Source organism: Bradyrhizobium sp. McL0616, assembly GCF_049993385.1.
Taxonomy (GTDB): domain Bacteria; phylum Pseudomonadota; class Alphaproteobacteria; order Rhizobiales; family Xanthobacteraceae; genus Bradyrhizobium.
Genome location: NZ_CP188255.1, coordinates 4,000,412 through 4,025,229, shown reverse-complemented (window position 1 = coordinate 4,025,229; position 24,818 = coordinate 4,000,412). Strand labels below are relative to the sequence as shown.

General features: G+C 58.8%; 30 protein-coding genes and 4 pseudogenes. 17 read left to right on the top strand and 17 right to left on the bottom strand.

Annotated elements, in window-relative coordinates; genetic code table 11:
* The first annotated feature begins 113 nt into the window (after positions 1–113).
* Positions 114–359, top strand: coding sequence for a DUF7662 domain-containing protein (locus tag ACPPVR_RS19580; protein WP_426615780.1), 246 nt, complete (start codon positions 114–116; stop codon positions 357–359).
* A 2,430-nt stretch (positions 360–2,789) separates the two neighbouring features.
* On the opposite strand, the gene ACPPVR_RS19575 is transcribed toward ACPPVR_RS19580, so the two are convergent.
* Complete coding sequence (locus tag ACPPVR_RS19575) at positions 2,790–3,674, bottom strand: hypothetical protein (RefSeq protein WP_426615779.1); 885 nt, start codon at positions 3,672–3,674, stop codon at positions 2,790–2,792.
* A 261-nt stretch (positions 3,675–3,935) separates the two neighbouring features.
* Between ACPPVR_RS19575 and ACPPVR_RS19570 the strand changes: the two are divergent.
* Positions 3,936–4,100, top strand: a pseudogene (locus ACPPVR_RS19570) (hypothetical protein); the annotation flags it as partial.
* A gap of 174 nt (positions 4,101–4,274) precedes the next feature.
* Here ACPPVR_RS19570 and ACPPVR_RS19565 read toward each other — a convergent pair.
* Together ACPPVR_RS19565 and ACPPVR_RS19560 are read right to left on the bottom strand one after the other, a co-directional pair.
* On the bottom strand, positions 4,275–4,916 hold the full coding sequence (locus ACPPVR_RS19565; protein ID WP_426615778.1) for a recombinase family protein: 642 nt from the start codon (positions 4,914–4,916) through the stop codon (positions 4,275–4,277).
* Positions 4,917–4,959: 43 nt separating this feature from the next.
* Positions 4,960–5,178: a hypothetical protein gene (locus tag ACPPVR_RS19560; RefSeq protein ID WP_426615777.1), complete on the bottom strand. Its 219-nt coding sequence runs from the start codon at positions 5,176–5,178 to the stop codon at positions 4,960–4,962.
* Positions 5,179–6,651: 1,473 nt separating this feature from the next.
* On the opposite strand from ACPPVR_RS19560, the pseudogene ACPPVR_RS19555 reads away from it, so the two are divergent.
* Positions 6,652–6,714, top strand: a pseudogene (locus ACPPVR_RS19555) (DUF6894 family protein); the annotation flags it as partial.
* Positions 6,715–6,734: 20 nt separating this feature from the next.
* Complete coding sequence (locus ACPPVR_RS19550; RefSeq protein WP_426616350.1) at positions 6,735–6,881, top strand: hypothetical protein; 147 nt, start codon at positions 6,735–6,737, stop codon at positions 6,879–6,881.
* Between the two features lie 145 nt (positions 6,882–7,026).
* Here the strand turns inward: ACPPVR_RS19550 and ACPPVR_RS19545 are convergent, their stop codons facing one another.
* From ACPPVR_RS19545 to ligD, 3 genes are all read right to left on the bottom strand, one after another.
* Positions 7,027–7,227 (bottom strand): hypothetical protein, encoded by a 201-nt coding sequence (locus tag ACPPVR_RS19545; protein ID WP_426615776.1) that lies wholly within the window; start codon positions 7,225–7,227, stop codon positions 7,027–7,029.
* Positions 7,228–7,298: 71 nt separating this feature from the next.
* Positions 7,299–7,385: a hypothetical protein gene (locus ACPPVR_RS19540; RefSeq protein WP_426616138.1), complete on the bottom strand. Its 87-nt coding sequence runs from the start codon at positions 7,383–7,385 to the stop codon at positions 7,299–7,301.
* 4 nt (positions 7,386–7,389) lie between these two features.
* The gene (gene ligD / locus ACPPVR_RS19535; RefSeq protein ID WP_426615775.1) at positions 7,390–8,172 is read right to left on the bottom strand and encodes a non-homologous end-joining DNA ligase; all 783 of its coding nucleotides are present in this window, start codon (positions 8,170–8,172) and stop codon (positions 7,390–7,392) included.
* Between ligD and ACPPVR_RS19530 the strand changes: the two genes are divergently transcribed.
* Positions 8,159–8,452 carry a hypothetical protein gene (locus ACPPVR_RS19530; RefSeq protein ID WP_426615774.1) on the top strand — a complete coding sequence of 98 codons (294 nt, stop codon included), beginning with the start codon at positions 8,159–8,161 and terminating at the stop codon, positions 8,450–8,452. The genes ligD and ACPPVR_RS19530 overlap by 14 nt on opposite strands.
* A 167-nt stretch (positions 8,453–8,619) precedes the next feature.
* On the opposite strand, the gene ACPPVR_RS19525 is transcribed toward ACPPVR_RS19530, so the two are convergent.
* From ACPPVR_RS19525 to ACPPVR_RS19515, 3 genes are all read right to left on the bottom strand, one after another.
* Positions 8,620–8,844, bottom strand: coding sequence for a hypothetical protein (locus ACPPVR_RS19525; RefSeq protein WP_426615773.1), 225 nt, complete (start codon positions 8,842–8,844; stop codon positions 8,620–8,622).
* A gap of 21 nt (positions 8,845–8,865) precedes the next feature.
* Positions 8,866–9,045 carry a hypothetical protein gene (locus ACPPVR_RS19520; protein ID WP_426615772.1) on the bottom strand — a complete coding sequence of 60 codons (180 nt, stop codon included), beginning with the start codon at positions 9,043–9,045 and terminating at the stop codon, positions 8,866–8,868.
* Between the two features lie 870 nt (positions 9,046–9,915).
* Positions 9,916–10,074, bottom strand: coding sequence for a hypothetical protein (locus ACPPVR_RS19515; protein WP_426615771.1), 159 nt, complete (start codon positions 10,072–10,074; stop codon positions 9,916–9,918).
* A gap of 253 nt (positions 10,075–10,327) precedes the next feature.
* On the opposite strand from ACPPVR_RS19515, the gene ACPPVR_RS19510 reads away from it, so the two are divergent.
* The 5 genes from ACPPVR_RS19510 to ACPPVR_RS19490 all read left to right on the top strand — a co-directional run bounded on the left by ACPPVR_RS19510 (position 10,328) and on the right by ACPPVR_RS19490 (position 13,112).
* A complete protein-coding gene (locus ACPPVR_RS19510; RefSeq protein WP_426615770.1) occupies positions 10,328–10,672 on the top strand; it encodes a hypothetical protein in 345 nt (114 codons plus the stop codon).
* 363 nt (positions 10,673–11,035) lie between these two features.
* Positions 11,036–11,398, top strand: a complete 363-nt coding sequence (locus ACPPVR_RS19505; RefSeq protein ID WP_426615769.1) for a hypothetical protein — start codon at positions 11,036–11,038, stop codon at positions 11,396–11,398.
* A 263-nt stretch (positions 11,399–11,661) separates the two neighbouring features.
* Complete coding sequence (locus ACPPVR_RS19500) at positions 11,662–12,021, top strand: PRC-barrel domain-containing protein (RefSeq protein WP_426615768.1); 360 nt, start codon at positions 11,662–11,664, stop codon at positions 12,019–12,021.
* Between the two features lie 426 nt (positions 12,022–12,447).
* Positions 12,448–12,669: a hypothetical protein gene (locus ACPPVR_RS19495; RefSeq protein ID WP_426615767.1), complete on the top strand. Its 222-nt coding sequence runs from the start codon at positions 12,448–12,450 to the stop codon at positions 12,667–12,669.
* A gap of 17 nt (positions 12,670–12,686) precedes the next feature.
* Positions 12,687–13,112, top strand: coding sequence for a hypothetical protein (locus ACPPVR_RS19490; protein ID WP_426615766.1), 426 nt, complete (start codon positions 12,687–12,689; stop codon positions 13,110–13,112).
* A 1,397-nt stretch (positions 13,113–14,509) separates the two neighbouring features.
* On the opposite strand, the pseudogene ACPPVR_RS19485 reads toward ACPPVR_RS19490, so the two are convergent.
* The 3 genes and pseudogenes from ACPPVR_RS19485 to ACPPVR_RS19475 form a co-directional block, all read right to left on the bottom strand.
* Positions 14,510–14,769: pseudogene (locus ACPPVR_RS19485) on the bottom strand (transposase); the annotation flags it as partial.
* 1,624 nt (positions 14,770–16,393) lie between these two features.
* Positions 16,394–16,636 (bottom strand): annotated as a pseudogene (locus tag ACPPVR_RS19480) (septal ring lytic transglycosylase RlpA family protein); the annotation flags it as partial.
* 272 nt (positions 16,637–16,908) lie between these two features.
* Positions 16,909–17,124, bottom strand: coding sequence for a DUF6894 family protein (locus ACPPVR_RS19475; RefSeq protein ID WP_426615765.1), 216 nt, complete (start codon positions 17,122–17,124; stop codon positions 16,909–16,911).
* A gap of 237 nt (positions 17,125–17,361) precedes the next feature.
* Between ACPPVR_RS19475 and ACPPVR_RS19470 the strand changes: the two genes are divergently transcribed.
* The 3 genes from ACPPVR_RS19470 to ACPPVR_RS19460 all read left to right on the top strand — a co-directional run bounded on the left by ACPPVR_RS19470 (position 17,362) and on the right by ACPPVR_RS19460 (position 19,506).
* Positions 17,362–17,829: a Phasin protein gene (locus ACPPVR_RS19470; RefSeq protein WP_426615764.1), complete on the top strand. Its 468-nt coding sequence runs from the start codon at positions 17,362–17,364 to the stop codon at positions 17,827–17,829.
* 482 nt (positions 17,830–18,311) lie between these two features.
* Positions 18,312–18,455, top strand: coding sequence for a hypothetical protein (locus ACPPVR_RS19465; protein WP_426615763.1), 144 nt, complete (start codon positions 18,312–18,314; stop codon positions 18,453–18,455).
* A 472-nt stretch (positions 18,456–18,927) separates the two neighbouring features.
* Positions 18,928–19,506 carry a MarR family transcriptional regulator gene (locus ACPPVR_RS19460; RefSeq protein ID WP_426615762.1) on the top strand — a complete coding sequence of 193 codons (579 nt, stop codon included), beginning with the start codon at positions 18,928–18,930 and terminating at the stop codon, positions 19,504–19,506.
* A gap of 531 nt (positions 19,507–20,037) precedes the next feature.
* Here the strand turns inward: ACPPVR_RS19460 and ACPPVR_RS19455 are convergent.
* On the bottom strand, positions 20,038–20,364 hold the full coding sequence (locus tag ACPPVR_RS19455; protein WP_426615761.1) for a hypothetical protein: 327 nt from the start codon (positions 20,362–20,364) through the stop codon (positions 20,038–20,040).
* A 580-nt stretch (positions 20,365–20,944) separates the two neighbouring features.
* Here ACPPVR_RS19455 and ACPPVR_RS19450 point away from each other — a divergent pair.
* Positions 20,945–21,289 carry a response regulator gene (locus ACPPVR_RS19450; RefSeq protein WP_426615760.1) on the top strand — a complete coding sequence of 115 codons (345 nt, stop codon included), beginning with the start codon at positions 20,945–20,947 and terminating at the stop codon, positions 21,287–21,289.
* On the opposite strand, the gene ACPPVR_RS19445 is transcribed toward ACPPVR_RS19450, so the two are convergent.
* The 4 genes from ACPPVR_RS19445 to ACPPVR_RS19430 all read right to left on the bottom strand — a co-directional run bounded on the left by ACPPVR_RS19445 (position 21,273) and on the right by ACPPVR_RS19430 (position 23,121).
* Positions 21,273–21,647, bottom strand: a complete 375-nt coding sequence (locus ACPPVR_RS19445) for a response regulator (protein WP_426615759.1) — start codon at positions 21,645–21,647, stop codon at positions 21,273–21,275. The genes ACPPVR_RS19450 and ACPPVR_RS19445 overlap by 17 nt on opposite strands.
* Positions 21,648–21,653: 6 nt before the next feature.
* Positions 21,654–21,845 carry a hypothetical protein gene (locus ACPPVR_RS19440; protein ID WP_426615758.1) on the bottom strand — a complete coding sequence of 64 codons (192 nt, stop codon included), beginning with the start codon at positions 21,843–21,845 and terminating at the stop codon, positions 21,654–21,656.
* 104 nt (positions 21,846–21,949) lie between these two features.
* Complete coding sequence (locus tag ACPPVR_RS19435; RefSeq protein WP_426615757.1) at positions 21,950–22,678, bottom strand: hypothetical protein; 729 nt, start codon at positions 22,676–22,678, stop codon at positions 21,950–21,952.
* Positions 22,675–23,121 (bottom strand): hypothetical protein, encoded by a 447-nt coding sequence (locus ACPPVR_RS19430; RefSeq protein ID WP_426615756.1) that lies wholly within the window; start codon positions 23,119–23,121, stop codon positions 22,675–22,677. The genes ACPPVR_RS19435 and ACPPVR_RS19430 overlap by 4 nt, the downstream gene beginning before the upstream one ends.
* A gap of 346 nt (positions 23,122–23,467) precedes the next feature.
* Between ACPPVR_RS19430 and ACPPVR_RS19425 the strand changes: the two genes are divergently transcribed.
* The 3 genes from ACPPVR_RS19425 to ACPPVR_RS19415 all read left to right on the top strand — a co-directional run bounded on the left by ACPPVR_RS19425 (position 23,468) and on the right by ACPPVR_RS19415 (position 24,813).
* Positions 23,468–23,953, top strand: a complete 486-nt coding sequence (locus ACPPVR_RS19425) for a hypothetical protein (protein WP_426615755.1) — start codon at positions 23,468–23,470, stop codon at positions 23,951–23,953.
* Positions 23,954–24,177: 224 nt separating this feature from the next.
* Positions 24,178–24,561, top strand: coding sequence for a hypothetical protein (locus tag ACPPVR_RS19420; protein ID WP_426615754.1), 384 nt, complete (start codon positions 24,178–24,180; stop codon positions 24,559–24,561).
* 3 nt (positions 24,562–24,564) lie between these two features.
* The gene (locus tag ACPPVR_RS19415; RefSeq protein ID WP_426615753.1) at positions 24,565–24,813 is read left to right on the top strand and encodes a DUF7662 domain-containing protein; all 249 of its coding nucleotides are present in this window, start codon (positions 24,565–24,567) and stop codon (positions 24,811–24,813) included.
* The last annotated feature ends 5 nt before the right edge of the window (positions 24,814–24,818 follow it).

Genomic DNA, 24,818 nt, shown 5'->3' with positions numbered 1-24,818 from the left:
ACACCGCCAAACAGCGCGCCGATGTTCTCCGCGAGGAGATCGATCGCCGGCGCCTCAGAGCGGATCGGATCGATTGGACGTAAAAGGTGGGCGAGCGTTGATAGCCCAGCCCCATGTCCGTGTACGATCCACTGCGGATGAAGCTGGAGAGCGTGCGGGAGCGAAGCGCTCGGTTTACATTTTCGGAAATCGAAGCAGTCCTTGGAAGGCCGCTCCCACCTTCCGCCTACAAGTTCACAGCTTGGTGGGGCAACGAGGTCGCGCGCAAGGCAGGACACACACAGGCCTTCGCGTGGCTAGACGCCGGGTTCAAAGCGAAGGTGTCGCTGAAGCATCGAGCAGTCGAATTTCATCGGTAGTCTTGGCTTCTCCGTTGGGCTCGCTCACGGTTGCGCTTCAATCTCCCGCCCGGTGCCGATCGTGCGGAACGGTGCCGGCAAAGGCCGCAGGCGCTACGTTGGTGCCCTGCTTCGATCGCTCGGCGCGCGGAAGTGGTGCAGTATGCTCGCAAGCTTCAGAGAGGCGGCCTTGAGAACGAGGATCTAATTGTTGTCGGTTCCGGCCTGAACTGCATCTGCGGCGTAGCATTCGGACGTTTGAGCGCAACCGACGAAGCTCAGCCTCGACTTCAGCCGCCGCCCATTCGACGCTCAGTTTCCGGAGCTCGTCCATCGCGGCATTGATTTCTGCATCTGATAGCGGCGCAGGCCGCGAGAAAAAGGGCAACTTCATTGGGTCGCTCGCTATTTGCCGGCAGTGGTGACACGATCAAGCTCGTCCCCACTCAATTGTTCCGAATTTTGCCTGCTCAGCGAGCGCGACAATGCTTCGCTGTGCCGCTCGCCAGCCCCGCGCGTTTCCGAGCGGTCGCCTCAGGGTTGCGCTTGGATGACATTTTAAAAATTCCATTTTTAGATTCACGCCGGCGACACGGCCCCGCGAACAAAATGACCAAGCGAGCATCGGGGCTTTCATGGCAAATTTTCTACGCGCTCCCCAGAGACCCGGTGTCATGCCTTTGGAAGTGCGCCTTCACGATCGATAGCGACACGAACTGCGGCGCTATTCGAGCGACGCTGGGTCTATTGCAGTTCCACGATTGTGTTGAGGATGAGCTTCTTTTCGTTCATCGTCGCTGCCGGCGCGGCTTGGATGACACACAAAATGCTCGAGATCGCTCGCGCGACTGCCGCGCTTCTGTGGGTGCTCCACACATCCCGTCAAACTTTCCAAACCTGATCAGTACAACCTCACCCGTTTGGTTAGTTTATAGGCGAAGTTGTCCATTCCCGCAGCAATTGAAATTGCCAACGACGGACTGCGACAGCAGTGCATCAGCGCCGCGTTGGGAACAACCATGTCTAGTTAAAAGACCGGTCGAGAGATGCTTCGGTTGATCGGCGCCTTTAAGGAAATCGAGCCGAGGGACGCGGCGGGCGATTGTCCTGCTCGTTTAGAATTTGTACAGCGTGGCGGCTTGGGCCCGCGCGGACACCTTGCTACTCGTGGCGAAATCAAAGTGGCATCGAAATTGCTGCGTATCCAAGGTAATCGCCGTTACTGGCAGGAAAATGCTGCGGAACTTTGCAATTTGGGCTGTCGGGCTGACTGCCAGCGGAATCGTTGGCAACATAATCGGCTTAGTTGTCGATCAACCCAATAGCGTCGACAGGGGATTTCTAGGTCTGTTAGCTGGAATGTCCGCGTTCGTTTGCGCGCGGCTATGGGTGAATGAGCGAGGTGGAACTTTCAACCCGGGCCGGACAGTTTCGTCGGCCATACATCAAGGTTTTAGTTCTCGCGCCGCCACGGTTCCCCGCACACGCGCCACACCCTCATCATCAACGCACCGAACTCTGAGTTGACGGTCGACCCAAACAAAGCGCGTGGTCAACCGCCAATCGAGATGCCAGCGTTCGAGCGGCACTACGTCATCGCCGCGACGCGCATCGAGAGCATCTCCGATCACACCATACCAAACGCTTTGCGTCGTCATCAAGCCGACCAGATCAACCGTGCCGATTTAATCACTCTCTGCGCGCGAGTCCTACCGGCGGGATCGAGGATATTAACTTCGAGAGAGAAGAGACAACTTAGTAGCTCACATTGCCTTGTTTTAGGAACGACGGGCCCCTTCCGGCGGTTTTAGTTTCGCTGAGGGCCAAACGAGGAACGTGTTATGGCGAGAGAAGAGCATAACAAGGCAGCGGAGCATCACGAAAACGCTGCGAAATCGCACCGCACAGCCGCAGAGCATCACGGAAAAGGTGACCACGCGAAGGGCATGGAGCACGCAAACACCGCGAAGCAACACTCTCAGACTGCGCACCAAGAAAGTGAGAAGGCCCATTCGAAGAGCCAGCAACAAAAATAACAATACTGATAAAGGCCCGGCCGAGCCGGGCCTTTTTTCGGTGCGAGGTGCCTAACTCAAGCACTTTTCTTAACTGCTTGGCACCGCTGCAGGCAGGCCTTTCGCCCTTCGTTCATTCGACCGGCTTTTGAATTGCCGTTGAGCCATCATTTAAGATCAGCAAAGCCACCAGCGACCAGACACTCGGTCATGCCAAGCCACTTATCGCGCTCTCCGGGACGATGCTCGGTGCGGTGACCGACCCGCGCTTTGGCCGCGTCCTTCACTCCTACTGTGTGCTGGTCGAGCTCGGGCGATAGTAGATTACGATGGGACGATCGGGATCTCCTTCATCGCCTCGGAGATCGTTACCAGAAACAGCATGGTCCTCCTACTTACCCGACCTGTGGGTTCCGGGACCTATACGACTCAGGGACTAGGGCAGTGGCCGGCGATCCGCGACGCGGCTCTTATGCCATCGATTGGAATGAGCCATCCATTCGGAAATTGGCTCGCCATCGCGATGCCGGCCTCCGGCCTCCGCCCCAGCCCAAGCCGCCGCTGCCCCCAACAGCAACGCGGCAGCGACCGAGAAGGCGATGATAATGCTCGCCGCACGAGCCCTGAAGATCGCGCTCTTCGCATTGGCAAGCGTCGTATCCACACGCCTTTCAGCGTCCGGCGCTGCAAGCCCGGTTAATGCCGTGACCTGCTGAACAAGATAGGTGCGGTCTTCGGGAAGGACGCCGCTGTGACTGGAAGCGGTTGCCAGAATGCGTGCCGCTTCGGCGCGCTCGCCCGTAAGATCAACATTCGGCGGTCGCCGGGGTGCGCGGAAGAGATGGTCCAGCTCGTAACTTAGGACCGAGGGTTCGGTAACAGAGGGTGGCTGCGTCGTTGAGGACGGTCGATTGGCAGTGCCCGCTATCAGCGCGGTCAGAACGGCGCCGATCAAGACCGCCAGCGCCCAGGCAGCAACGCCGTGCAATCCGTCGCGCGTTTCAAAGTCATCGGTGGCGGAAGCGTAGGGTAGCCGCACGCGTCCCGCAAAATAGCCGCCGCAGCCGAAACTGATAAGAGACTGAAAGATCAGATAGACACCCGACAACAGCCAAAGGGCAACGGAGGCATCTCTCCAGGTTGGCGCAGCGGAGGCCATGCCAAGCCCGAGCGCGGTTCCAAACGAGATCAGGATCAGAGACACCGCCGTGGCGACGATGGCTCCGATAACGATGGGAGTCCGCTGCAGACCCCACGGCCTGGTTAGGCCGGTTGCGGGGGTAGCCTCGGTTTCGAGCCCGGAGAGCGGTTCAATGGCCATGGCGTCCTACCGAAGACCGAGCAGAGACAAGATGAACATCACGATGACGATCAGGCCGACGAGATAAATGATTCCATTCATGCGAAGTCCTCCTCTTCGTCACTTCAATGCCAGCCACTCACGCCGGTTCCACGATGAAGGCATTTCCTTGACGGCGCCGACAGCGGCGCATTCGGCGGCGGCGCCGCAAAAGAAAGGCCGCGTTGCTGGATAAGGCAACGCGGCGAGGACCAAAGTGCCGGAGGAGCGGAGACTTACTTCATGCCTTTGGTGCCGCCCTGGTCGGTGCCCGAGCCTGAGCCGCCCTGGCGGGATGCGTCAGGCTTCACTATCCCACCCTTGGCTCTGCCCACTGCGGCCGGCGGGCGTAGCGAGATGCAGATCCTGTTCGCGACGCCCGAAGTCTCCGACTTCATTCAAGTAGGCGGACTTGCCGCCGTATCGGCGGCTCTCCCACGCGCTTTCCGATTTCGCAGACGTCCGCGTCGTTATCCCCAGATATCCCGCAGTGCGGCGTGGCCTGCCGGATCTCAAGACCATAGGCCGGTGCCAACGCTTCGCGGCTCTTCCGGTATTCGTCTTTCCGAGCGAGACGCACGATCACGAGACCGCCGGCAGCCGATCAAGGTGTTTGTCCAGGGTCACCGGATAGTCACGGACCCGGACGCCGGTCGCATTGTAGACTGCATTGGCTACGGCCGCGGCGGCCCCGCATATCCCAAGCTCGGCCACGCCCTTCGCCTTCATCGGCGAGACCTTGTCATCGGTCTCATCCAGGAAGATCACTTCCTGGTGCGGTATCACCCGCTTGAGGTTCTTGACGATGCTCGCGATCATACTGCCATCGTTGTCGAACTCTTCTGCGCAATAGCAGACCTTGATCCCCGCCTGCCGGCAGGTGAATTCGTAGTAGGCACTCTCATCAATGTCCTGGAATCTCCCCCAGCGGCTCACGTCATAAACAAGGATATGGTCGAAGTCCGCGCGACCGCCGCGCACGTCATCGATCAGCTCAATCAACCCCTCGCGGTGCTGGATGCGAAGACCGCTCCGGCCTTCATCTCTGTAGGTGCGAACGATCGCGAGATCAATCTGCGCAGCATAGACTGCGACGGCAGCCGCCTGGTTCTCGATCGAATAGCGCTGGTGTTCCGTCGACATCCGCACATATTGAGCGGCGCGCCCGGCGCTGGTCGGCGACAATAGGTCGGTCCGAGGGCGAACGATTAACGCGTTCGCCATACGCGCCTCCGCTACAAAGCCGCTCCATTTCCGTCTGGTGCGGTCACCAAAGCAATGAAAAGCCGTGCTTGCTGAGCCATCCTAGCCCGGCCGAGGAGACGAGGGAAAACAGGCCGCCCCACAGCCAAGAGCGTCCGCGCGCAGCGCTGACAGATCTCAGATACAGGAATGCTCCCAGCAGAGTTCCGTAATTCCTTCGAAAGTCGCCGTTGAGCTTAGCGATCTTCGAGAGCTCGGAGGACGCTTGGAATTCTTCCGCCATTTGGGCGCGTTCCTCATTCAATCAGGAGCACCCTATGAACCACTGTTTTGCCCGACGGAGCAAGCGAAATTTCGGTAAAACGGAACTTCGCTAATGCACGCACACCGCATCGATGTATTGGTCGCCCGCCGGCGAGTTCGTCCGGTTCGTAATTTTGAATGCGCCGCCACATTCCTTCTTCAGCAACTCAATGGCACTCTGCTCGTTGATCGCGTGTTGGATGCCGCCCACGTAGTAGGTGACCTCGATATTGTCGCCGGTATGATAGACGACCGACGCCTGCTTGCTTGCGGCTGTTGTAAGCCGGCGCGCTCTCAGGGAGCATCAGGAGCCAGGTTGCGCTGGAACTTTTCCAGTTTGCCGAGTTATCCCGTCGCGAGACCTTACCCGTTTCGCTGCGGGGGTAAGCATAGGTGTTTTTCAAATCCAGTCTGAGGGCGACAGCCCGGAGCAGTTGCCAGGCGAGAACAGTCTCGCGGTGAACATTACGATTGTTCTCTTGCTCGGTACGATCTTCGTGGCGACGGCCGGATGGCTTTATTTCCTATATCGGGCAGCATCCTGGCTAATCGCCTAAGCGGTTGGCCCCGCCAGCGCGAACCGGAGCTCCTCAGGACAATACCATTTCCTGAATCGACGAAGCAATGCTGAAATCAATCGGTACTAGCGTCTCCCTCGGACAAACTAGGGGCCGATCATGTTGACGATCATTTTTAATGCGATTTACAGTCAATTCCTTAGATCCGTTATTCCTGCCACGATCAGTCGCTGGGTGCAGCGGTGATTGAGGCGTTTGCCGCTACGCTCGTCTTCGTTGTTGTCGCACTCTTTCTTGCCTATGAATTTGGCGCCCTTCGAATGCGTTAAGTCACGCGCGCAGAAGCACAGGAACCCTAGCTGGTATTGCCACGTTTTCCCGATGCCCTGCTAAGGGCGCTCGCTCGCCCCAGCTCGCTTCTGACCCCAACTGAGCTGGGGCCCTTTCCCTTTTTTGGATTGGGTCGATCCCGGAAGAAGCCGCAACGCTGACCGATCGCTGTCATAATGCAAGCTGCACGGGAGCGGCACCTATGTGCGGCTGCTGAATTGCGAAAAGAACCCACTGCTCCCGGGCTCGTGATTTGTCTCGTGGCGTTAGATTGGGCGGAATAATATTCCTCGCAGGAAGCCGCGGCTCCGCGGGGGAGGCAGCACCACGCAAGACATGAAAGTTCACCTGGAGAAGCTGGGCTCCGACGCCGCCGAATGCGCCCTGATCCGTGACCTCGCCACCGACCCGGTGAAGCGCGAACTTTTCACGAGGCTGGCCGATCACCTGAGCATCCGCGCTGACGAAGCCGCGCTAGGAACCCGCTCCGTCGCTGCGGCTTTGTTTTGTGCTGGCTCGCCGCCGAGCCGGCGGAGCGGTCCCGGCCTCCAGCCCCCAATAGCCCCCCAGCCGGGACCGTCTCTCCGGCCTGTAAGAGAACTTCGATGCCGAGGTACTTTTTCCACATTTATCACGACCAGACCGAACTAGACGGCGAAGGTGAGGAGTTGCCCGACAAGCATGCTGCATGGCGCGAGGCGACAGTGACGGCGGGACAATCCTGCAAGGCATCGACGGCAAACTGGGGCCCGATCAGGACTTGCGCATGGAAGTCGTAGACGAATTTCAGAACCCGCTCTCCATCCTGCATATCAGCGCCGAGAAGCCGAAGTAGATTCGGATCCCTCACCGAGGCCCTTCGCTTGGCAAAAAACGCGCGGGCCCTGCACCGGAGACCGCAGGCATACCGCGCGCCGCGACGACCTTCCCGCGAGCACGGCGGCCGTCTGACTAAAAATGCGCGATGTGCCGCCCTGTTCCTATGTTGGCGACTGGAGGCCGGGAGATTTCGCCCAATCATCTAAGTGGCTGGCGACGTCCGCCTGTCTGGCCTTTTTCAAAAGAGCATCCCGTTCGGGACCGGGCGGAAGAATGGCGGCCTGTTCGTGGATCTCTTTTGACCACGCGGCGAGCCGATCCTGAAGTGTAAGTTGTTGTTTGAAACGCCTCCGCTTCTGCATGGCGCGCTCCCTTCCATCGTTATGAAGGGATTACTGTACAGTTTCTCCAGAAATCCAAACGACAACAAAAATTAAGATTTGGAGAAACCCTTTAGCGCGCTTGCTCGCAGGAGGCCTTCCGATGTGACGTCGCGGTACTCGACCTCAGCGGTGAACACGGGCTCAACCCATGTTGCCTTGGGTTTTTTTGAGCTGCTTACTCAATTTACTCTTTGGGCTCACGACGGTATCGAGAGCCTTGCGCATCTTCCCTGAGGTCGTCCAGTCCCAGCCCGTCCCGACCTTGCCCATGTAGACGAGGTCTTTGCCTTCCCTCTTGCCCAGGCACAGGGCTGCAACGCCTGAGGGATCTTTGGCGAACCCCACGACTGGAAATTTACCGCGCTGCACGGTTTTGATTTTTAACCAGTCCTCATTCCGATCTGAGTGATACGAAGCATTAGGACGTTTGGAAACGATGCCCTCGTAGTTCAGCCGGGCGGCGGCCTCAAACAGCTCATGTCCATCGCCTTCGAGATGCTCGCTGAAAAGAACCGGAGGATCGAGCATGTCGATCAGTTCCTTGAGGATCTCTTTACGCTTGATCTGCGGCGTTCCTCGAAGGTCCTCCCCATTGTGGAAGAGGATGTCGAAGGCATAGAACAGCATCCTATCCTGGCGGCCTTTGGCGAGGTCGGCCTGCAATTCTGAGAAGTTGGTGCGTCCTTCGTGGACCACGACGATTTCGCCGTCGAATACGGTCTGGCTACGTAGCTTGAAGGAGCCGGCCATGTGCGAGAACCACTTGGTCCAATCGTGTCCGTTACGGGTGAATACTTTCGCAGTACCTTTATCCAGGTGGATCTGGGCCCGATACCCGTCGTATTTGATTTCGTGAATCCAACCCTCGCCCGAGGGGGCTTTCAGCTTGAGGGTGGCCAGTTGGGGCTTGATGAAGCCCGGCATCTCCGCCCGCGACCCGGGCTTGGCACGCTTAACCATACGCAACTCAAAACCAACTTTTGATAACGACGGGCACTATACTCGGGATTATTTGGTAATCCCATGGATGATGATTTCAACAAAGAGCGGGCCAGTCTGGTTCGCGACCTCGCTGGCAAAGCAGACCTTCACGAAGAAGCGGCTGATCGAGTTCGCTCGCATGTACGAACCGGGTTCGCAGGTCAAGACGGGGCCGCTTCCGCTGCCGGCGATAAACGAAACACCGCCCAAACATCGCGGTTAGCCGCCCGCCGTTCTCACTGACATGACCGCCGCTGGGTCCGAACAAGGAAACGGCCGCAGGGGCAACTGCAAGCAACGCAACGCCTGACTTGGCCTCTGACATGCGAGACCTCCCTCCATGCATCACCGGATCAGCCGATAGCCTTTGGCCCGCTTCTTTCGTGGTACTCACGTCGGCTTCGCGCCGCGCCTGCTCAGCGCCCGCCTCACCCCGACCCTCGCCATCAATTCCGGGCCGTCGCGCTCAGCGACAAGCAGCAGCGCCTTACACTCTTCGGCATCGGCTTCCGCCTTGTGCAGTCCAGTGATGTAGGTCGCGGCATCGCGTAGCGTCATCAGCTTGCGACAGTCAGGCAGGATGATCGGATCGAAGAAGCACATTGACCACGACATCAGCCGGTACTCATGCTTGGCTCAGGCCGATGGCTTGTTGGACTTCATCACTTCCTCAACTTCATCAGCGAGCCGGTTGAGGTGCTTGTGCAGCCGGTCGAACATCTCGCGCTTGGCCTTGTCCGAAGCCAGATCGCGGATCAGCGCAGCCTCTGCCGCATCCGTACGGAGCTTTTCGAGAGACGCCTGATAGTCCTTCACGGGGCACCTCCCGTTGCCAGATTTCCCGAATGGTTGTCGCGCCGTCCAGAAATCGCAACAGGAAAGGCAGCTTGCCGCTCATCACTTTCGGGGCCGGGAGCCGGGAAGCGTGGTCCCGGCCGGGTCGTCGCGGCATGGCAAGAGTAGTACCAGCGGGTCACGCTGAGGCCGCACCAGCGCGCCGTCGGGCGCCGGGTTACAGAAGCCGCGCCGGCACACAGGCAGGGCCGCGTTTTCAGCCGGCCGGGGACCGAGAGGGCTTTCGGAGGGGCGGGCAAAGGCCGCTTCAGCGAGCACCCTGTGAGACTAGGGGCCTATTAGGGCCTAGCGAGCTTCGGGCGGCTCGCGTTCTCCCAAGAGAACAGCGAAAGTGCTTCATTTTCAGGGGCAATGTCGCAGCACTGCGCCAACTAACGCGATGGGCAGCCGACCTTGTCGCGGGACCAACAAAGAAGCCGCCGCTGACGGCCCAATCAATTTATAGGCGCAAGAGCCGCTTTCCTATGGAACGCTGCATCACGGCAATCATTGAGCCGGCGGGGCGAAACTCCTTGGAGAAAGAAGGCGATGCGTTTCAAACGTGTTTACATGCCTGCAGATAGCGCCAATTCTGTTTTGGGTATTCTGCTGGTAGCCGCAGTTCTCTATCTTATTTCCTCCCATTAAGCGGCCTGCACTCATCGCAAGCCCCAGCTTCAAAGTGTACTGAGATCAGCCGGGATCAGACAAAAAACAAAAACGGCAACCGGGAATCGGCCGACCAACACGAGAATGGCAGTGCTCGTCAGGATCAGAAGATATTTTTCCATGGGCGCCTTGTGCGATCGTAAAACGGAACGAGCCTCGACATTGTCGGGGCTCTCCGCGCCTTCAGCGCTGATCCGGCCGACCGCCCTGTCCGGGCTTCCGCTCGTCGGGGTTCTGTGTCTGCTGACCGGGCGCCTGGTTAGGGTTCTGCCCTTGCTGCCCGCCCTTGTCGCCCTGCTGGTTCTGCTGGCCGCCGCCTTGGTTTTGATTGCTCTGGCTCATGAGGATATCCTCCGTGTGCTGCGTCATCATTGACGTGGTGCAGAGCAATCCGTCGACGCTAGGCGTCGTTCCCGAAGGCAGTGCAGCAAACGTCGACGCGTTGCAACCACTCTGTGCACTTTTACGCTCGCAAAAGTAGTGGCTTTCAATCACCCGATGATTGCTCTCACTCGCCGAGCATCACCGCCTCGGAACACGCGCTGTGTTGAGTTGTTCGATGATCCAATTAAATCGGTGACAGAGCGACAACGGGATGATCCATCTTCGAGACACCAATCGACCCAGCTGGGGGTATCACGTTAAGGTCCATTCCTTCCGCACGCTCACCGTCGTCCTTACGTGGGTGCTGATCGTAGGCGCCTTCTACGAACGGCCTGAACTGCTAACGGGCGCGCAAAGGCTTCTCCAACGCGGCATCGAGACCGTTGGTGATACGATCCCGGCGCCGTGGGGGTCACGGATCGAATTTGTTATCAGAGAAATTGGCGGGTTGATCTGGCTCCAAATCACGCTGTTCGTGCTCATCTTGCGCGTCGCGCTAACGACCATCGCCGCAACTTGGCGCCTGATCGTCCGGCGAGATCGCGGGTTGAACTAACTGGGAATTAACGGTCGCAGAGGCCGAACGTGAGTATCTCCGAGCACTCGCTCGCGCCCCCTATCTGCACGGATCGAACGCGCGAAGCAGTTCGAAAGAGCCCGGCTTCGGCTCTTGCGCGGACGAAGGGCGCAAGTCGCTGACATTCCCTGCGCCCGCGCGTTGGATCCGCGGCGCGCGATCTTCGGCAGACATGGCCGCCAGCGCATCAAGTTCAACGCCCTCCCCGGCGTGCCCGAAATTGGCGCGCTGGCTCGGCGTCAGGTCGGCTCGGATCCTATCGCGCAGATCAGGGTTGTTACTGACGCCCCTGCAAGGGGCGCTCTAGTTGCATGGTCCTCGTTGAAACTGCGGAGTTGTCCCATGTTCAAGAAAGCACTCATCGGACTCGGTTTAACTGTCGTTCTCGCAACGGCGCCGACCGTTGCGTCTGCACAACGGTTCCACGGCGGTGGCTGGCACGGCGGCGGCTGGTCCGGTGGTGGATGGCGCGGTGGCGGTTGGCGCGGTCCAGGATGGGGCGGCGGTGGAGGCTGGGGCGGCCCCGCGATTGGCCTCGGCATCGGCTTGGGATTAGCTAGCGCCGCAGCATGGGGCCCCGGCTGGGGCGGTCCAGGCTGGGGCGGCCCCGGATGGAGCTACGCCAGCTATGGCGGCTGCACCCGCTGGCGCCGGGTGTGGACCGGCTGGGGTTGGCGCCTCGCGCCCGTCAACGTGTGCTGGTAGCAAGTGCACCGATGGCTGGCACGCCCGAAACGGCGTGCTGGCGGCCTGCCCTAGCGGCAAGGCCTTCAACTCCGCGCCGTTGTAAAACGACGTCTCTCGGCGCGGCCAAGGTCGGCGCCTAGCGCCTCGGCGCGGGTTACGGCGCGGCGGATCGTTCGTTCAGGCTTGCCGGTTTCAGGTTTTCGTCGATTTCGGCGAGCAGAGAGGAACTGCTCACCTGCGTTTCCATTGGTTTGTCACACACTGTTTTTGGAGGAAACATCATGACGTTGGAAGGACGTGAAACAGGCAATTTGATCGGCAGCGACAAGGTCGAAGGCACGGCAGTGTACGGGGCCGATAACCAGAAAATCGGCAGCATCGAACGCCTCATGATCGATAAGACCAGCGGGAAAGTGTCCTACGCTGTTTTGAGTTTTGGCGGCTTCCTCGGCATCGGAGACGATCATTACCCGCTGCCTTGGCAATCACTGAAGTACGATACCACTCTCGGCGGCTACGTTGCCGGCATCACTGAAAGCCAGCTGAACGGCGCGCCGAAGTATCGCGATGAAGGCGGCTGGAATTGGAATGATCCGGCGGTCGGAAAATCGGTGAACGATTACTACGGCGTGCCTTTCTAGCTCGGCCAAGCCCGGCGGCGGACCCGCCCGGCTGCCGGGTCTGCTCAGTTAGAGGACCGATCGGAGAACACCTCGATGCTCACACAACGCGAGCTTTACGAGAGTTCAAATGGCGACCGATGGTCGCTCTGCCGCCAGGACGACGGGCGAGTGTTCGTCTTGCATCAAGCCAATCTCGCATCGGGCGGGTCTTCGAAAAGACTCGAGATTGCGGAATTCCTCGCTCCCGGCAGGGCCGGCCCGGAACAGCAGGCTCTCATCCAGCTAATCGGAACGCTCGCTTCGTAATCGCTGCCGTGGCCCGACGTTTCGTCCGGATGGCGGAAAGGTCGGCAAAGCACGCGCAATTTACCGAGACCGAGGAACGCTCTACGGCGTCGCGATGTTTCCCTCCCCATCAGAGGTTAGGCATTGCGGAGTCTCTCCATGGCTACCCAGATCGTGATGGACCCCACCGGCGACAGCAGACATTTCTTCGAGCAGAACGACCCTGAGCGGCTCGCCGAGGCCGAGCGGCGTTTCAAGAAGCTGACCGGCGTTGGGTTTACCGCTACCACTCGGACCATCGCAGGCGATCTAAAAGTCGTACGAACATTTGACCCGACCGCGAAGGAAACGCTGTTCTTTCCGCGCCTTGTCGGCGGTTAGCGGACCGAGGCGAAGCGGTGTTTTCGTTCAGACGCGGCGACGGCGACAACAGCGGGTCCCTGCGCGCTGTGCGCGCGCTCTATCGGAGCTTCACTGGGCAGAATAGGCCAGAAGTGCGTGCGCGCCGTCTTCTCCGCGAGTGGTTGTCTCCGGCTCAGCGTGAGCAGTTCGATGCGGAGGGTTATTTCGACGTCATTGGCTGTGACACCTGCCGACGTTATCGAATTCATTGGGGCTCTGTAAGCAATGTCGTGGAGCTTGATGAAAAGATGATCCCGAAGATCGGATGGTGCTTCGTTCCAGAACAGTGCCTTGTAGCTGGGGACGTGATGCTTGCCCAGAAAATTGCACTTGAAACAAACGAAGGCGCAGCCCTTGCGCTAGCTAACCGCTTCTCCCCAAGACCGCTTTCTCAGCCGCGAGTGGTGAGGCGCGCATACTAGGGCTGGCCCGCCGCGAAGGCGCCGATACGCGATAGCACGCCCGGTAACTTCCGGGACGCGATCGCTTCAACCTTTTTCAGCGTTCGTGCGAACTCAGACCGCAGATGCTGCGCATGTGCGAACGCGCAGGCGCCACTTGCACCGGCTGCACCCCCACCGCCAAGGCCATTACGATCACGGCCTCTAATGCCTCAATCAAAACAACTGTGATTCAAGGCCAATTTTATTTGCATGAATGTGGACCCAGGAGGCTGCGGGCACGCTCCCGCAGCGTCCACTGTTGGCCCATGCGAATTCCCCGATTAGGCTGATGGCCGCGTTCGAGGGCAGACCGTACCGATGTCGGACATGGCAATTCGGTGCCGATTGCCCCTTACCCACGTGGGGTAATTTGCAGCTCCAGCTTGCAAAGCAATCGGATCCCGAGATTCGCGTCAACGCAACGGAATCACGGTTCGCCGCTCGTCTCAACCGACTTTTGCAACAAAATCGACCCAGTGGTCCTGGGAAAGCGGGCGCGTGGGTGGGATGGAGGAACAGACCTTTCCCAACCGCATTCACCTCGAGCGAAACCCTTTCGGTGCGGAACTCCGCACTATTCGATATGAAGAAAGCTGTGCATGCGAGCGAGTAGAGTGTTCCTCAGCATTGCAATCGTAATCGGTTGCAGCATCGCCCTCCTTCCGCGTACCGCGTTTTCCCAAGAAAATCGGGGAACGTGGGAACAACAGAGAGCGTGCACGCCCGATGTCTGGCGGCTATGCGGCTCGCAAATTCCCGATGTGAATAGGATCGTGGCTTGCTTGCGCCAAAATAGTTCGCAACTCAGCGACCAGTGCCGCGCAGTTTTTGCACAAGCCGATAGGCCCGCACGTCGAGAGTATCGCGACTACGGGCAAAGGCGCTACGACAGAGACTACGGTCCACGTTACCACAGGGAGTATGCGCCTAGACCTTACGACTATGACGACGAATAAGACGGGATTTAAAAGGGGCGCGCTATGCCTTAGCCGACCCGCGCGCTCAAGCATAAATTATTTCTGAAATCGATTTATCAGTTGTGAATTTGGTGCCGCCTTGTCTGTTCTTATTGAAGATCGAGATACGCTCCTTCTCGTCAGTGCGTTCAAAGAGATTGGGAGCCGTGGCACGCGCCGCGCGCTCGTGCTACTCGTGGAAGAGCTAGCACAGAAGGAAGCGAAGCGGCGAACGCCCGGGGAAGAAGCCCACGTAACCGCCCCCAAGCCGAAAGAAAGCCGTCCATGCGGTGGTACATAGCCATAGGGGTCATCGTGCTCCTTCTGGCAGGGATTATCGTGTACTACGTGCATTCCCATCTTCCGGAAGATGACGGAATCCTGCGCGACGATTAGCGACGTTGCGAAACTGCCCATCCATTTTTTTGAATTGAGGTCCTTTAGCGTGGCGTTGTCGAGCATCGCCTCGGCCAACAGCTTCTTCAGCTTCGCATTCTCGTCGGCAAGGACCTTGAGGCGCCGAGCTTCGGATACGTCCAGGCCACCATACTTGGCCTTCCACTTGTAGAACGTCGCGCTGCTGATCCCGTGCTTCCGGCAAACATCACCGGTCTTCGATCCTGCCTCGTGCTCCGCAGCACCGCAATGATCCGCTCTTCCGTGAAACTCGACTGCTTCATCTCCGTCTCCCTCAAGGTGGACGAATTCTACCCATTTTTGGAGGAAGTTCAGGGGCTCAGGTCAGAGTCTTTAAGCGGAAAACTCCACACGATGGATCATCGCGGAGCCACACTTGCGAATTGCCGCTGAAAGCGCACGGCGCGACAGATTGCGTTTGCGAACGGGCATTATCGGTTAGCCGGCAGCGCCGCGGGAGCCGTCTTACCATCGCCGGCCAGTCGAGACCCAATTCCCGGAAGAGACGGGCCACAGCGAGCCGTTATCTCGCTCAAACTTCTGGCCTTGCACGTGGCGTTCCAAAGCGGTCCGTAGCTGCGGTTTGATAGCGAAACCTGTCGCTGGACCATCCTCGGCGCGACCACCGAGATGCAGCGCAGCAACGATTGCTCGGCAAGATGTTGAAGCTCGGCGAATTCGCGAAGCCGGACTATGGCTCTTACGTTCTGCCTGCCTATAACACCCCTATTGTGAGTGTTGTGAGTGTTAAGCCTAAGGGGATGAACTCTCAACACTCTAAGCAGTTTTGCCACGCGCACACGCGCGCAAGAGAGAGACCAGGGGGATTTCGGAAATCTCTCCCTCCTCACGGACGGGAGCCGCGCCGTGAAATTGTTGCACTCATTCTTTGGATTTTTTCCAGCAACGACCCGCTCGAACCGGGCCGAACCTGGCGCGAGCCCGCCGCGACCTGGCGGCATCCTTTCCTCGCGGACGGGCGATCAAATCGCGACCATCCGCCTGCGGGCCGCGGGGCCGCTGACCTTGGCAATAAATCGCCAGCCGGACAGCACAAAGGCCCGGTTTGATGGGGTCTCTCCGGGCCTTCGGCTCCGCTTCGTCGGCTTGGGTTCGGGATCAACTTAACCGTCGCAGACGAGACGCCGGCAACGGATACAACCACAGCCTGAGTCGGATGGTCGAATTGAGGCGCAACCGGCAGAGCGGCGCACTGCTCCAACCCCCGTCGACCGCTCAGAAGTTCGTGCGCGAGACGTCAGCGCGATCTTCGATCACGAGACGCTGGCGAATATCCAGCCATCTTTCAAAAGCGACGCTGACGTCGTCCCGCCATCTCCATACGAGCCGACATTTTTGCGACGGTAAGAAAGCCGTCGAGCGTGATGTAGAAGTGTATCGGAAGAAGGCCTAACCCATCTGCGTGCACTTGGCGTGCGTCCGGCTAACGCCATAAGCAACAATCCGCAATTCTCGGCCTTCAAAGAACAACAGGCCATCCGTGTAATGCTTGATCATGCGCCAATCCTCTGTCCGCGGCCCGCGCTGGCTTTGGCACTTCAAGGAACAGCATGCTTATCGGCGTTGAGGATACCGCCTTCCAACCATCGCTAATATCGAAAACACAATTCACGGTTAAACGCGCATATTTAATAAACAAAACCGGCCCCTCGCTTTGCATAGCGCCATCTCGACATCCAGCAGCGTCGCAACCGGGTTCGCGCGCATCACCGCCGCCATCGCGGTAGCAGCCGGTGTTGATCCGGAAAGATCCAGTCTTACCGAGCAGTCAAAGGCGGCACGGAGCGAGCTCTCATCGTCGACAGCACCGGACGCATCACGGAAGTCACGCGGTAACAGGCGAGCGAAGCAGCGAGCTAAAGTACCTCATCCTAAACTCCTAGCAGCGCCGAACGAGAGTTCAAGGACACGGCCGCGAACAAACGGACGACGATCGTTGATGGTGACGACGACGCTGCGGTCGCCCCGGGTCACGCGCACTTTGGTGCCAAACGGCAAATTGCGATGTGCGGCGGTTAGTTCATTTCGATCAATCGAAGAACCGCTTGCCGCCTTTCCGTTTGAGTACGGGTAGAACGAAGCTTTTCCGGAAAAAGTGCGGGCAAAGGACCAACCCACACCAGTGCAAGCGTCACAAAGCATGACCTCATCAGCCCCTCCTATTCGTCACTTGCCGTCGTTTGCGTATCTTGCGCCCCAGAGGCCAAGTGAACTTGACCGGCTTGGAGCGTGACTTCCTAAATCGCCACTCAACCGAGCCTTCGGCAAGGCCTCCCTAATTCGATCACGGTTTGGTCGAAGGTGGCTTCGTTCACGTTTCTACGAGATCACTGATGCTGGACGCGCAGTGATCCGCGACGAATGAGCGATCGGGACCGGCGTCAGATGCTATCGACTGGAATGACACAAATGCTTTTTCCGTGCTCGTCCACGACCGCAACCGAGCAGTTGCGCCCGACCAACTCAGGACGGTCCGCGCGCAAGGAGCGCGCTAGTCTGATCGCCTCGATCTGCGCTGATCTCTCGTCAACCAGATCGTGCACGCCATGATCGGCGACCGTCCGAGTATCGACAAGCTTGAAGTGGAATCTGGGCATTCTGGGAAGGCTGCTATTTTCCTGCCAGCGGGTATATAGGTCTGATAAAAGCGCGGCTGAGAATTTCGGACGTCATGCAAGCGGCAATTCGGGATCTTGCTGGGACTAATCTTCGTCAGACGAGGCATTCACAGCTCGACGGTGAGCTTGCCCTAGCGAGGTGGCGTTCGGAACGTTGCGCTGCACAGCATGTTGACGTCTCGCCGAGGGGGCGACCAACCATCCTTGGAGTGCCAGATGACCAAGCGTAAACCAGCGACCTCGAAGCATACCCGCGGCCCGAAAGCAGTCGCGAAGGCCCAACAGGCTGCTCAAGCGATTGTCAGAAGTCCGAAAGCGAGTGCTTCGCATTTCATTGCCGCAGACTCGAACGAACCGCCCGCAAAGCGTTCTCGGGTTTCCCAAGAGGACACCCTCATTGAGAATCTGCCGACCCCGGAGACTGCTTTCCAGGTGACAGAGAGTGATTCACAGCGAGAGGTTGATTTTCTGTCGTCGGCCAGCGCAAACTTGCGGGCTTATCAAGCGATGTTGCTGAAAATGGCAAAAGCCAACATGCAACTTGCGATCGAGTACGCCCAAAGGCTGGCAACGATTAGGTCGCCCCTTGAACTTCCCAGCCTAGTTGCAGAGTTCACTAGCAAGCGGATCGCAATGTTCCGGGAACATTCGGCAGAGATGGTCAAATTAGGTACCGAGCTATGACCTTCTAAGACCAAGATCATGATGCCGTCTTAGGCAAAGGGAGTTTATTGTACTGCGCGCCTGTGGCAAGTCATTGAAATACAAATAGAAACTACATCATTCAGAGCGGTTCGATTCCGCTAGGGAGCGCCAATCTTTTCAATGGCTTAGCTCCGCCCTCCTCCGCCGTGTCCAACAATTGTCCAATATACGCGTGTGGACTCTGCAGCGCCGGGAAGCCGAGCTTCGTGAGTTGGAGCGCATCTCCCTGGACTGGGCAGCGATGCAGACCTCGCCGCGGCGCGCGATGGGCTGATCGCTTTGGCGGCCACGTACGGTGCCGCGGCCGACGCGATCTCGAGCTCGTCGATGTCGTGCTGATTCTGCCCCATGCGACGGATCAGACTCCGGCCTTCCGCCAGATGCTCCCCCGCGCCCGGGCACGTCTGGGCTGGCCGTCCGCCGTTGACTAGGTTGCCAAGGCGAGAGATAGACGCTTCGCAATGCAAAATACGATCTCTGTCTCGATAGCCGTGCTCGGCCTTGTGCTAGCTCTTCTCGGTGCGTGGCTGACCTGGGGACTGAGCAGCATGCTCTTGGTCACCGGCGCAGCGCTATTTGCCTTCGGCTTGGCTTCGATCGACTGAGGTCGCGACGTACCCCGTAAATTTCCCAGGGTCGTAGGTCCGCCAGCGTGAACCGGCGGGCACGTTGGTCTGAGACAATTAAAACCCCAGTGCCTTGGAGGGACACTGGGGTGTTCGACAAATGAATTAGTAAACCAATGACGCATTCATAGCAGCCACCAGCGACGACCCTTGTGAGGTAGTTCACACGGCACGCGGTTCGTCAGTAACCCACGCGCGCGCCGAGGCCCAAGGGATTGATAATTTGCGAGGTGCGCGCGAGCAGCAGCACCGGGGGAGCTCTTACCTGCGTTTGCTCTTCGGATAATCCTGCGAGATTAAATTACCACTACTTTGAACAAAACGGATCTTTCTTAAATAACGTTCATAGTACCTGACGAAGGCTATTCTTAACTTGCCGTTTTTGACCTGCTCATTCATCACTTAATCATGGAATGTTGCTTCAGCTATAAACTCCTCGACCCTCTATATTATGCCGCTCGCACGTCAAACGGTTGATCTTCTGATTCAGGCCGCGAAAGCGGGATGTTTCGAGGGCGACCATAAGGGCTTGAGCGCCCGGGAGTGGGCCGCGCTGCGTTTTGTAAGACGCGCAAACAGGTTCTCACGAACGCCATCGGCGCTCGCCGATTTCATCGGCACGAGCCGGGCGACGGCATCGCAGATCGTTAAAGCGCTCGAAGCCAAGGCTTACGTGCACCGAAAAACGTCCTTCGAAGACAAGCGCTCGGTCGAGCTGCGCGTAACCGCGCAGGGCGAAAAATGCTTGAATCAAGACGATCCGATCAATCACGTGGTAAATGCAGTTGCCAAGCTCGGCACTCAAGAATGCGTGAAGCTGAACTTCACCATCAAGGAGATTCTTAATCACGTCTATCGCGAACTTCCGCGCGTCCAAGCAAACACTTGCCTAGACTGCCTGTTTCTAGCCGAAAGCAATCGAGGCCCCAGGAAAGGGCGTGCGGCGACCGAGTTCATGTGCCGGCGGTATCGCGTAAAGGTTTCGCGTGAAGAGACGGAACTCCTGTGCATCAGTTTTGAGCGCTCGTGATCCTCTTAGGGCGCCAAAAAGCGACCTCAGGGGATGAACCTGGGGCCGTAGGTTTGCTTCGAATGGAGCTTGAATGAGCGCTCGAAGCGCTAATGAAATGACCTGCGCACGCGCGGGTTCCTGCCGCCGTGCGTTGAGTGATGTACTGGTAAGTCCGGAACAAGGGCCGCTTGACGGAGTTCCGAAATCCTGAAAACCGGAGGACACGCCAAATGTTGCGGATAGTTTTTGCGATGTCGGTTGCGGGCTTGGTTTTCACGGCTATTCCTGGAGGCGCCAAAGCTGCACCGATCGCGCCACTTCCTGCTGGCGTTGCAGCCCATGATGTAACTCAAGCGTCTTAGCGTCGATGCTCGCGAGATCGCTGGGGGCGTGTCCGTTGTCGCACCTGTTGGCGGGATCGTCGGGGCCGCGTACGCTGCAGGTAAGACGGCAAGAAGGCCCGCCAGCGTGAACCGGCGGGCCCCTTTCCACACCCACGACTAGCACGCTTCCGCGCGCTCTCATTCGGAATCGGTTCCAGCGCAATCGTCATTCTTCGCAGATGAACTTCTCGGATCGACCGCAGTGCTCGCAGCGGAAATTAATGAAGTCGGGCTTCCCTTCTCGCGTCTCATAGTTGGCGATAAGCATCGTCTTGCCGCAGCTTATGCAAACGGGGTCTTCACCCGTGTCGATTGGATAGAGCAAAAATTCCTGGTCGGCGGACATCTGGTGCTTCAACGCCGCCGGCGGATGAGAACCTACGGTCCGGTCGGGGTTCCGTTCCATCACGCGCCAGCAAATGGCCCGGCGGGCGGTGAGCCATAGCCACGCGGCTCCATGCGATCGATCTCCTCGGTGCTGCTCGCGCCCCATGCGGCCGATCCGACTCCCGATCCGGGCCGGCCGTCAAGAGTCGGCGTACACACCCGCGAACTCGTCACAACACTATTGCCCCTAGATCTAGACTCACGCTTTCATTGTTGCTGGCGGAATCGCTTTTGCGGGGGCTAGCGTGAACAGTGAAGCTGGATGCATGCTTTGTAGCAAAGCTCGAGTCCTCAAGGCGCTGTTTCCCGTGACCAAGGGCTACGAGCTGAAGCTCTATGAATGCGCCGACTGCGCTTGCAGTTTGTGGCTAATCACCGGAGTGTCCAGATTGTCGGCGTCCAAGCGGCAGAGGGGAAGACCTCCTTCCAGGACGCGGTTCAAGACAATTGACGCCGCATTAAAGGCCGCCGCCGGTATGGCAGGTGTTCGGAAGCTCAAGGACCCACCGGCTTGAACCGGCGGACGGCGCTTTTTCCACACCCACGATGCGCAGTAGCTCGCGCGCGTTCCGAAAAATATCAGTAAGCTATCGCGATGCAGATCGTAGGCGGCAATCCCTCCGCATATCCTGGTGGGAACTGCTCAACGCGCGCGTTCACCTTTCATCAAGACGGACGCTCCGCCCATGGCTCATGTGGTGCTGGTTGTAGACGATGATGACGGCGTACTCGACGTGCTCGTGGGTATGCTGGAGGATATGGGCTGCGAGGTGGTCACTGCCCGAAGCGGCTCGGAGGCGCTCGATAGCCTCAGGCGCAACGAACGGATTTCCATCCTCATCACCGACATCAATATGCCTGGCATGGACGGGCATGAACTTGCTGAGCGCGCGACCCGGTTTCGCCCGACCCTGAAGGTTCTTCAGCTATCCGGCCGGGAGCGAAGGCGTGATGGCTTCCCGATGCTCAAAAAGCCGTTTTCCGAAGAAGAGCTGGCCCGCGTGATGGAGCAAACTACTGGCACCTGTTGAGCGCTGTCGGGCTACCAGACGCCAGCAGACTTGAGAGACAGCGATCAAGCTCCTCGATCTGGAAAGGCTTGCCCAAGGGGGGACGCTCGGTAAACCCGTTTGGCAATCCGTCTGCCCCATAGCCTGTCGCGAACGCGAACGGAATGCCGCGCCCTTGCAGGGCCTCTGCAATGGGTTCTGAACTGACTGATCCAAGATTTAGATCAAGAATAGCCGCGTCGAAATCCGAAGCTTGAGCCAGAGCCATTCCGGCGCGCAAATCTCCAGCTTCAGCGACGGTGTGACCCAGCTCCGCCAACATGTCCGCGACCATCATGCGAACAAGCGCTTCGTCTTCGACAATCAGTACAGATGCCATGATCAGCTAGCCCCGATTGCGATCATTTTCCGGCGCACTTGGCGCCGTAAGTCCGTAGTCCTCGGCCCGCTTTGCGGCCATCTTCCGATAGGCTTTCGCCTGTTGCATAAGCTGATCCCTGAAAATCGAATCCGGCTCACCTTCCGCCAACTGTTCCAGTTGGACTGCGCGCTCAAGATATTCGGTCAGCAACTTCAATGGATCCTCCGCGGGAACTCTACATCCCCGTAATTTTCTGGCAATGCCTCTGCGCTTACCCTGTAAGGCCCGCCCTAGGAGGCTGGTCCCGTGGCTCTCTCAGTTCATTCGATAAAAAAGACGGCCCAGGCGGGTGCCCGAACCGTCAATCTATGCTGCACTCCGAACGGTTGGGGCCCGGAGCACGATTTCAACGCAGTGTAACTGTCGCGCGTTCCTACCGGCCCAGTCTCAACCGCCGGCGATGCGTCATCAGGCGCTGCCGGTCGCGCTTCCTGTGCACTCTGCGGCGGCGCTTCATGTCGACGATCCTCGCGCTTGCGGCGAGTCGGATGGGCCGCCAAAAACTCTAGATCGCGCTGGATTGCCCGTTCGATCTGCTTGTCGGTGAGCTCGGTGTAGTTGTGCTCCTTAGCCGCCAACGCCTTTTTCTTCCACGCGATGTTCAACTGCGTAGAAGCCGGAGTTAAGAAAAGCCTCGCGACAGCCTTCCGGTAGTTCTCGGCGATCGGATGCCAATGCCAGTGTTCGGCCTCTTGGTGATTGTCCCCCTCGGGCATGCCGGCGCGCTGTACGTTGGAGATGGCGTGATGCATCTTCATGCATGCCTTCCAGTATTCGACCTGCCGCTCGGCCTGCCACCACGCCTCCCGACGCTGCAGGCGTAGCTTTGCATTCTTGCCGGTCTCAGTCTGCAGTTCCGGCGGCCGTCGCGGATCGAGCATTTCGACAGAGGTGACGCTGTACGGAACGACCTTGACCTCCGCAACGTTGCTGGGTGGCATTGCCGGCCGTCGCGCGGTGCGTGTGGGCAGCTCGATGACGTTGCTCATGCTGCCCCCCCGCCCAATATTTCGGCCGCGGTTGCGAATCTCGAAAGGATCGTCATGTCGTCCAAGACAAGATCACCGCGTTGCTCGATTCCGTCGGCAAAGATCAGCATCGCGAACAGCCCGGCCAAGGTGGTCGGTACCGTGTCAGCAAAGTTATGATAGGCGTCCCAGAGTATGGCCGACGGACCGTCGGTGTACGCGTCCTCATCGCACCCAAGGGTCCGCTCGACGAACGCATGCCGGGCTCTGCGCTGGTCGTCGCCGGCTCCGAACCTTTCCCTTGCCGATGCGAGCAATCGGTTCACGCGTGCGTAAGCCTCATCAGCGTTCTGCTGCGCGGTGATGCAGACCTGTATCGCTGCGAAGATCGGATCGGGCTCGGCCGTGGCCGCTAGTACCGGGGCCGGCAGTGTGGCAGGCAGGACAGCCAGCCCGGCGATCATGCCGCGACGGGATAGGCCTCCAATCGGCTTACGGGACTCGCGGTGCGTTCTGCGCTAGGGTGCTGTCCGGTGGCGGGTTGGGCAGAAAACGAATCCGGCAAGCCCGCTGGGGCGGCCGGGGTCGGTACGGACGTGTTTAAGGGTTGCGTGCTATGCACGCCGTCAGCTTCGATCATGTTGATGAGTGCCCTTCGTGGTTGGGGTTAGAGCCGAGTCCGGAAGTGTCAGCTTCCGCTCGGCTCGATTTTAAGGTACAACCTAAAACATGACGAAGTCAATAAAGGTTGCACCTAAAAAACGGCGCGGTCGTCCCGCGACGGGCAAAGACCCTCACATAGCCGCGCGCATGCCGCTCACACTTATTGCCGAAGTGGAAGCCTGGGCGATCGCCAACGACACCAGCCGGTCAGATGCATTCCGCCGGCTGGTCGAGATCGGCCTGGGCAAGTCCGGGGCAGCCCCGACAGCAAGGTCCACCGCTATAGCCCCTGCTGAGCGCGCGAAGGAGCTCGCCGGCAACACGATCGATCGCATGGTCGAGCCTGCCGCTTCGGTCGACGAAAAGGCGATTCGCAAGCGGCGGCTGATCAAAGGGCCGGCTGAGTTTCGTGAGGCCCGCGTGGACCGCCCGACAAAAAATGATCCAGCAGCTTGTAGAGATCGGGCCGAAGGCGAATTTGAAATAAATGCCGCCCCGTGCTCCGCACCTCCCGTCAAATGTCGAACGCAATGCTCTGCAGCGATTGCGTCTTTGCGCGGAACTGACGCTAAGAGAGCTCGCGCCAACCGGTCACCGCACCATTCTGACCATGATGTCCAAGGGCTGGATTGAGCGTGGTAGCGAGAGCGGGACTTATCGGATCACAGTCGCCGGCGAAACTGCGATGCGCCTCAAGATACCCTGAGGAAAAATCCATCCCCCTGGGTGGAGCCCGCATCGGCATCCGCAGTGCACAAACAGTCCGTACTTTTACCAGTTCAGCGAACGTCCTATTGATCTCGCGCCCTGGTTGAGCTTGGATAGCGTTTTAAAGAATTGGCCGGGGGGCTACGTTCATGCGTATTCTGGGAATCGTGGCGCTTGGCGCCGCGCTGGGTGGGTGCGCTTCATCAGCATCAGATATTTCGCCTGCTTACATCTCACCCGTCGCGTACCAATCATATACCTGCCAACAGCTGGCGCAGGAGGCTCAGGCTATTTCGACCAGGGCGGCCACGCTCTCTGGCCAGCAAGATAGCCAGCGCACCAAAGACGGTGTTGCCACCGCCGCCGCAATCGTCATCTTTTGGCCGGCAGCGTTCTTCGTCGGCGGCGATAAGCAAACTGCCGCTGAGTTGTCACAGATGAAGGGGCAGATGGTCGCCGTTGAGCAAGCGTCCGTCACGAAGAAGTGCAACATCCAGTTTCAAGGAAAGCCTGACGGCGCCCCACCCAAGTAGATCATGTCCGCTTACGATCCATTGCGAAGAAAGCTGGAGAGCATGCGCGGGCAGGCCGTTCGCCTGACATTTTCCGAGATCGAGGAAATTCTTGGACGACCTTTACCTGCCTCTGCCTCCAAATTCAGTGCGTGGTGGGGCAATGAGAGCTCGCGCAAAGCTGGTCACACGCAAGCCATGGCGTGGCTTGATGCCGGCTTCAAGGCGAGGGTGTCGCTGAAGCAGCGAGCGGTCGAATTTCATCGAGCTTAATCCTT

Excerpts from the sequence above, each read along its gene's own strand:
- ACPPVR_RS19580 (WP_426615780.1), top strand. The coding sequence starts at position 114 with ATGTCCGTGTACGATCCACTGCGGATGAAGCTGGAGAGCGTGCGGGAG.
- ACPPVR_RS19575 (WP_426615779.1), bottom strand. The coding sequence starts at position 3,674 with ATGGCCATTGAACCGCTCTCCGGGCTCGAAACCGAGGCTACCCCCGCA.
- ACPPVR_RS19565 (WP_426615778.1), bottom strand. The coding sequence starts at position 4,916 with ATGGCGAACGCGTTAATCGTTCGCCCTCGGACCGACCTATTGTCGCCG.
- ACPPVR_RS19560 (WP_426615777.1), bottom strand. The coding sequence starts at position 5,178 with ATGGCGGAAGAATTCCAAGCGTCCTCCGAGCTCTCGAAGATCGCTAAG.
- ACPPVR_RS19550 (WP_426616350.1), top strand. The coding sequence starts at position 6,735 with ATGGCGCGAGGCGACAGTGACGGCGGGACAATCCTGCAAGGCATCGAC.
- ACPPVR_RS19545 (WP_426615776.1), bottom strand. The coding sequence starts at position 7,227 with ATGCAGAAGCGGAGGCGTTTCAAACAACAACTTACACTTCAGGATCGG.
- ACPPVR_RS19530 (WP_426615774.1), top strand. The coding sequence starts at position 8,159 with ATGAAGCCCGGCATCTCCGCCCGCGACCCGGGCTTGGCACGCTTAACC.
- ligD (WP_426615775.1), bottom strand. The coding sequence starts at position 8,172 with ATGCCGGGCTTCATCAAGCCCCAACTGGCCACCCTCAAGCTGAAAGCC.
- ACPPVR_RS19525 (WP_426615773.1), bottom strand. The coding sequence starts at position 8,844 with ATGTCGTGGTCAATGTGCTTCTTCGATCCGATCATCCTGCCTGACTGT.
- ACPPVR_RS19515 (WP_426615771.1), bottom strand. The coding sequence starts at position 10,074 with ATGAGCCAGAGCAATCAAAACCAAGGCGGCGGCCAGCAGAACCAGCAG.
- ACPPVR_RS19510 (WP_426615770.1), top strand. The coding sequence starts at position 10,328 with ATGATCCATCTTCGAGACACCAATCGACCCAGCTGGGGGTATCACGTT.
- ACPPVR_RS19505 (WP_426615769.1), top strand. The coding sequence starts at position 11,036 with ATGTTCAAGAAAGCACTCATCGGACTCGGTTTAACTGTCGTTCTCGCA.
- ACPPVR_RS19500 (WP_426615768.1), top strand. The coding sequence starts at position 11,662 with ATGACGTTGGAAGGACGTGAAACAGGCAATTTGATCGGCAGCGACAAG.
- ACPPVR_RS19495 (WP_426615767.1), top strand. The coding sequence starts at position 12,448 with ATGGCTACCCAGATCGTGATGGACCCCACCGGCGACAGCAGACATTTC.
- ACPPVR_RS19475 (WP_426615765.1), bottom strand. The coding sequence starts at position 17,124 with ATGCCCAGATTCCACTTCAAGCTTGTCGATACTCGGACGGTCGCCGAT.
- ACPPVR_RS19470 (WP_426615764.1), top strand. The coding sequence starts at position 17,362 with ATGACCAAGCGTAAACCAGCGACCTCGAAGCATACCCGCGGCCCGAAA.
- ACPPVR_RS19465 (WP_426615763.1), top strand. The coding sequence starts at position 18,312 with ATGCAAAATACGATCTCTGTCTCGATAGCCGTGCTCGGCCTTGTGCTA.
- ACPPVR_RS19460 (WP_426615762.1), top strand. The coding sequence starts at position 18,928 with ATGCCGCTCGCACGTCAAACGGTTGATCTTCTGATTCAGGCCGCGAAA.
- ACPPVR_RS19455 (WP_426615761.1), bottom strand. The coding sequence starts at position 20,364 with ATGGGGCGCGAGCAGCACCGAGGAGATCGATCGCATGGAGCCGCGTGG.
- ACPPVR_RS19450 (WP_426615760.1), top strand. The coding sequence starts at position 20,945 with ATGGCTCATGTGGTGCTGGTTGTAGACGATGATGACGGCGTACTCGAC.
- ACPPVR_RS19445 (WP_426615759.1), bottom strand. The coding sequence starts at position 21,647 with ATGGCATCTGTACTGATTGTCGAAGACGAAGCGCTTGTTCGCATGATG.
- ACPPVR_RS19435 (WP_426615757.1), bottom strand. The coding sequence starts at position 22,678 with ATGAGCAACGTCATCGAGCTGCCCACACGCACCGCGCGACGGCCGGCA.
- ACPPVR_RS19430 (WP_426615756.1), bottom strand. The coding sequence starts at position 23,121 with ATGATCGCCGGGCTGGCTGTCCTGCCTGCCACACTGCCGGCCCCGGTA.
- ACPPVR_RS19425 (WP_426615755.1), top strand. The coding sequence starts at position 23,468 with ATGCCGCTCACACTTATTGCCGAAGTGGAAGCCTGGGCGATCGCCAAC.
- ACPPVR_RS19420 (WP_426615754.1), top strand. The coding sequence starts at position 24,178 with ATGCGTATTCTGGGAATCGTGGCGCTTGGCGCCGCGCTGGGTGGGTGC.
- ACPPVR_RS19415 (WP_426615753.1), top strand. The coding sequence starts at position 24,565 with ATGTCCGCTTACGATCCATTGCGAAGAAAGCTGGAGAGCATGCGCGGG.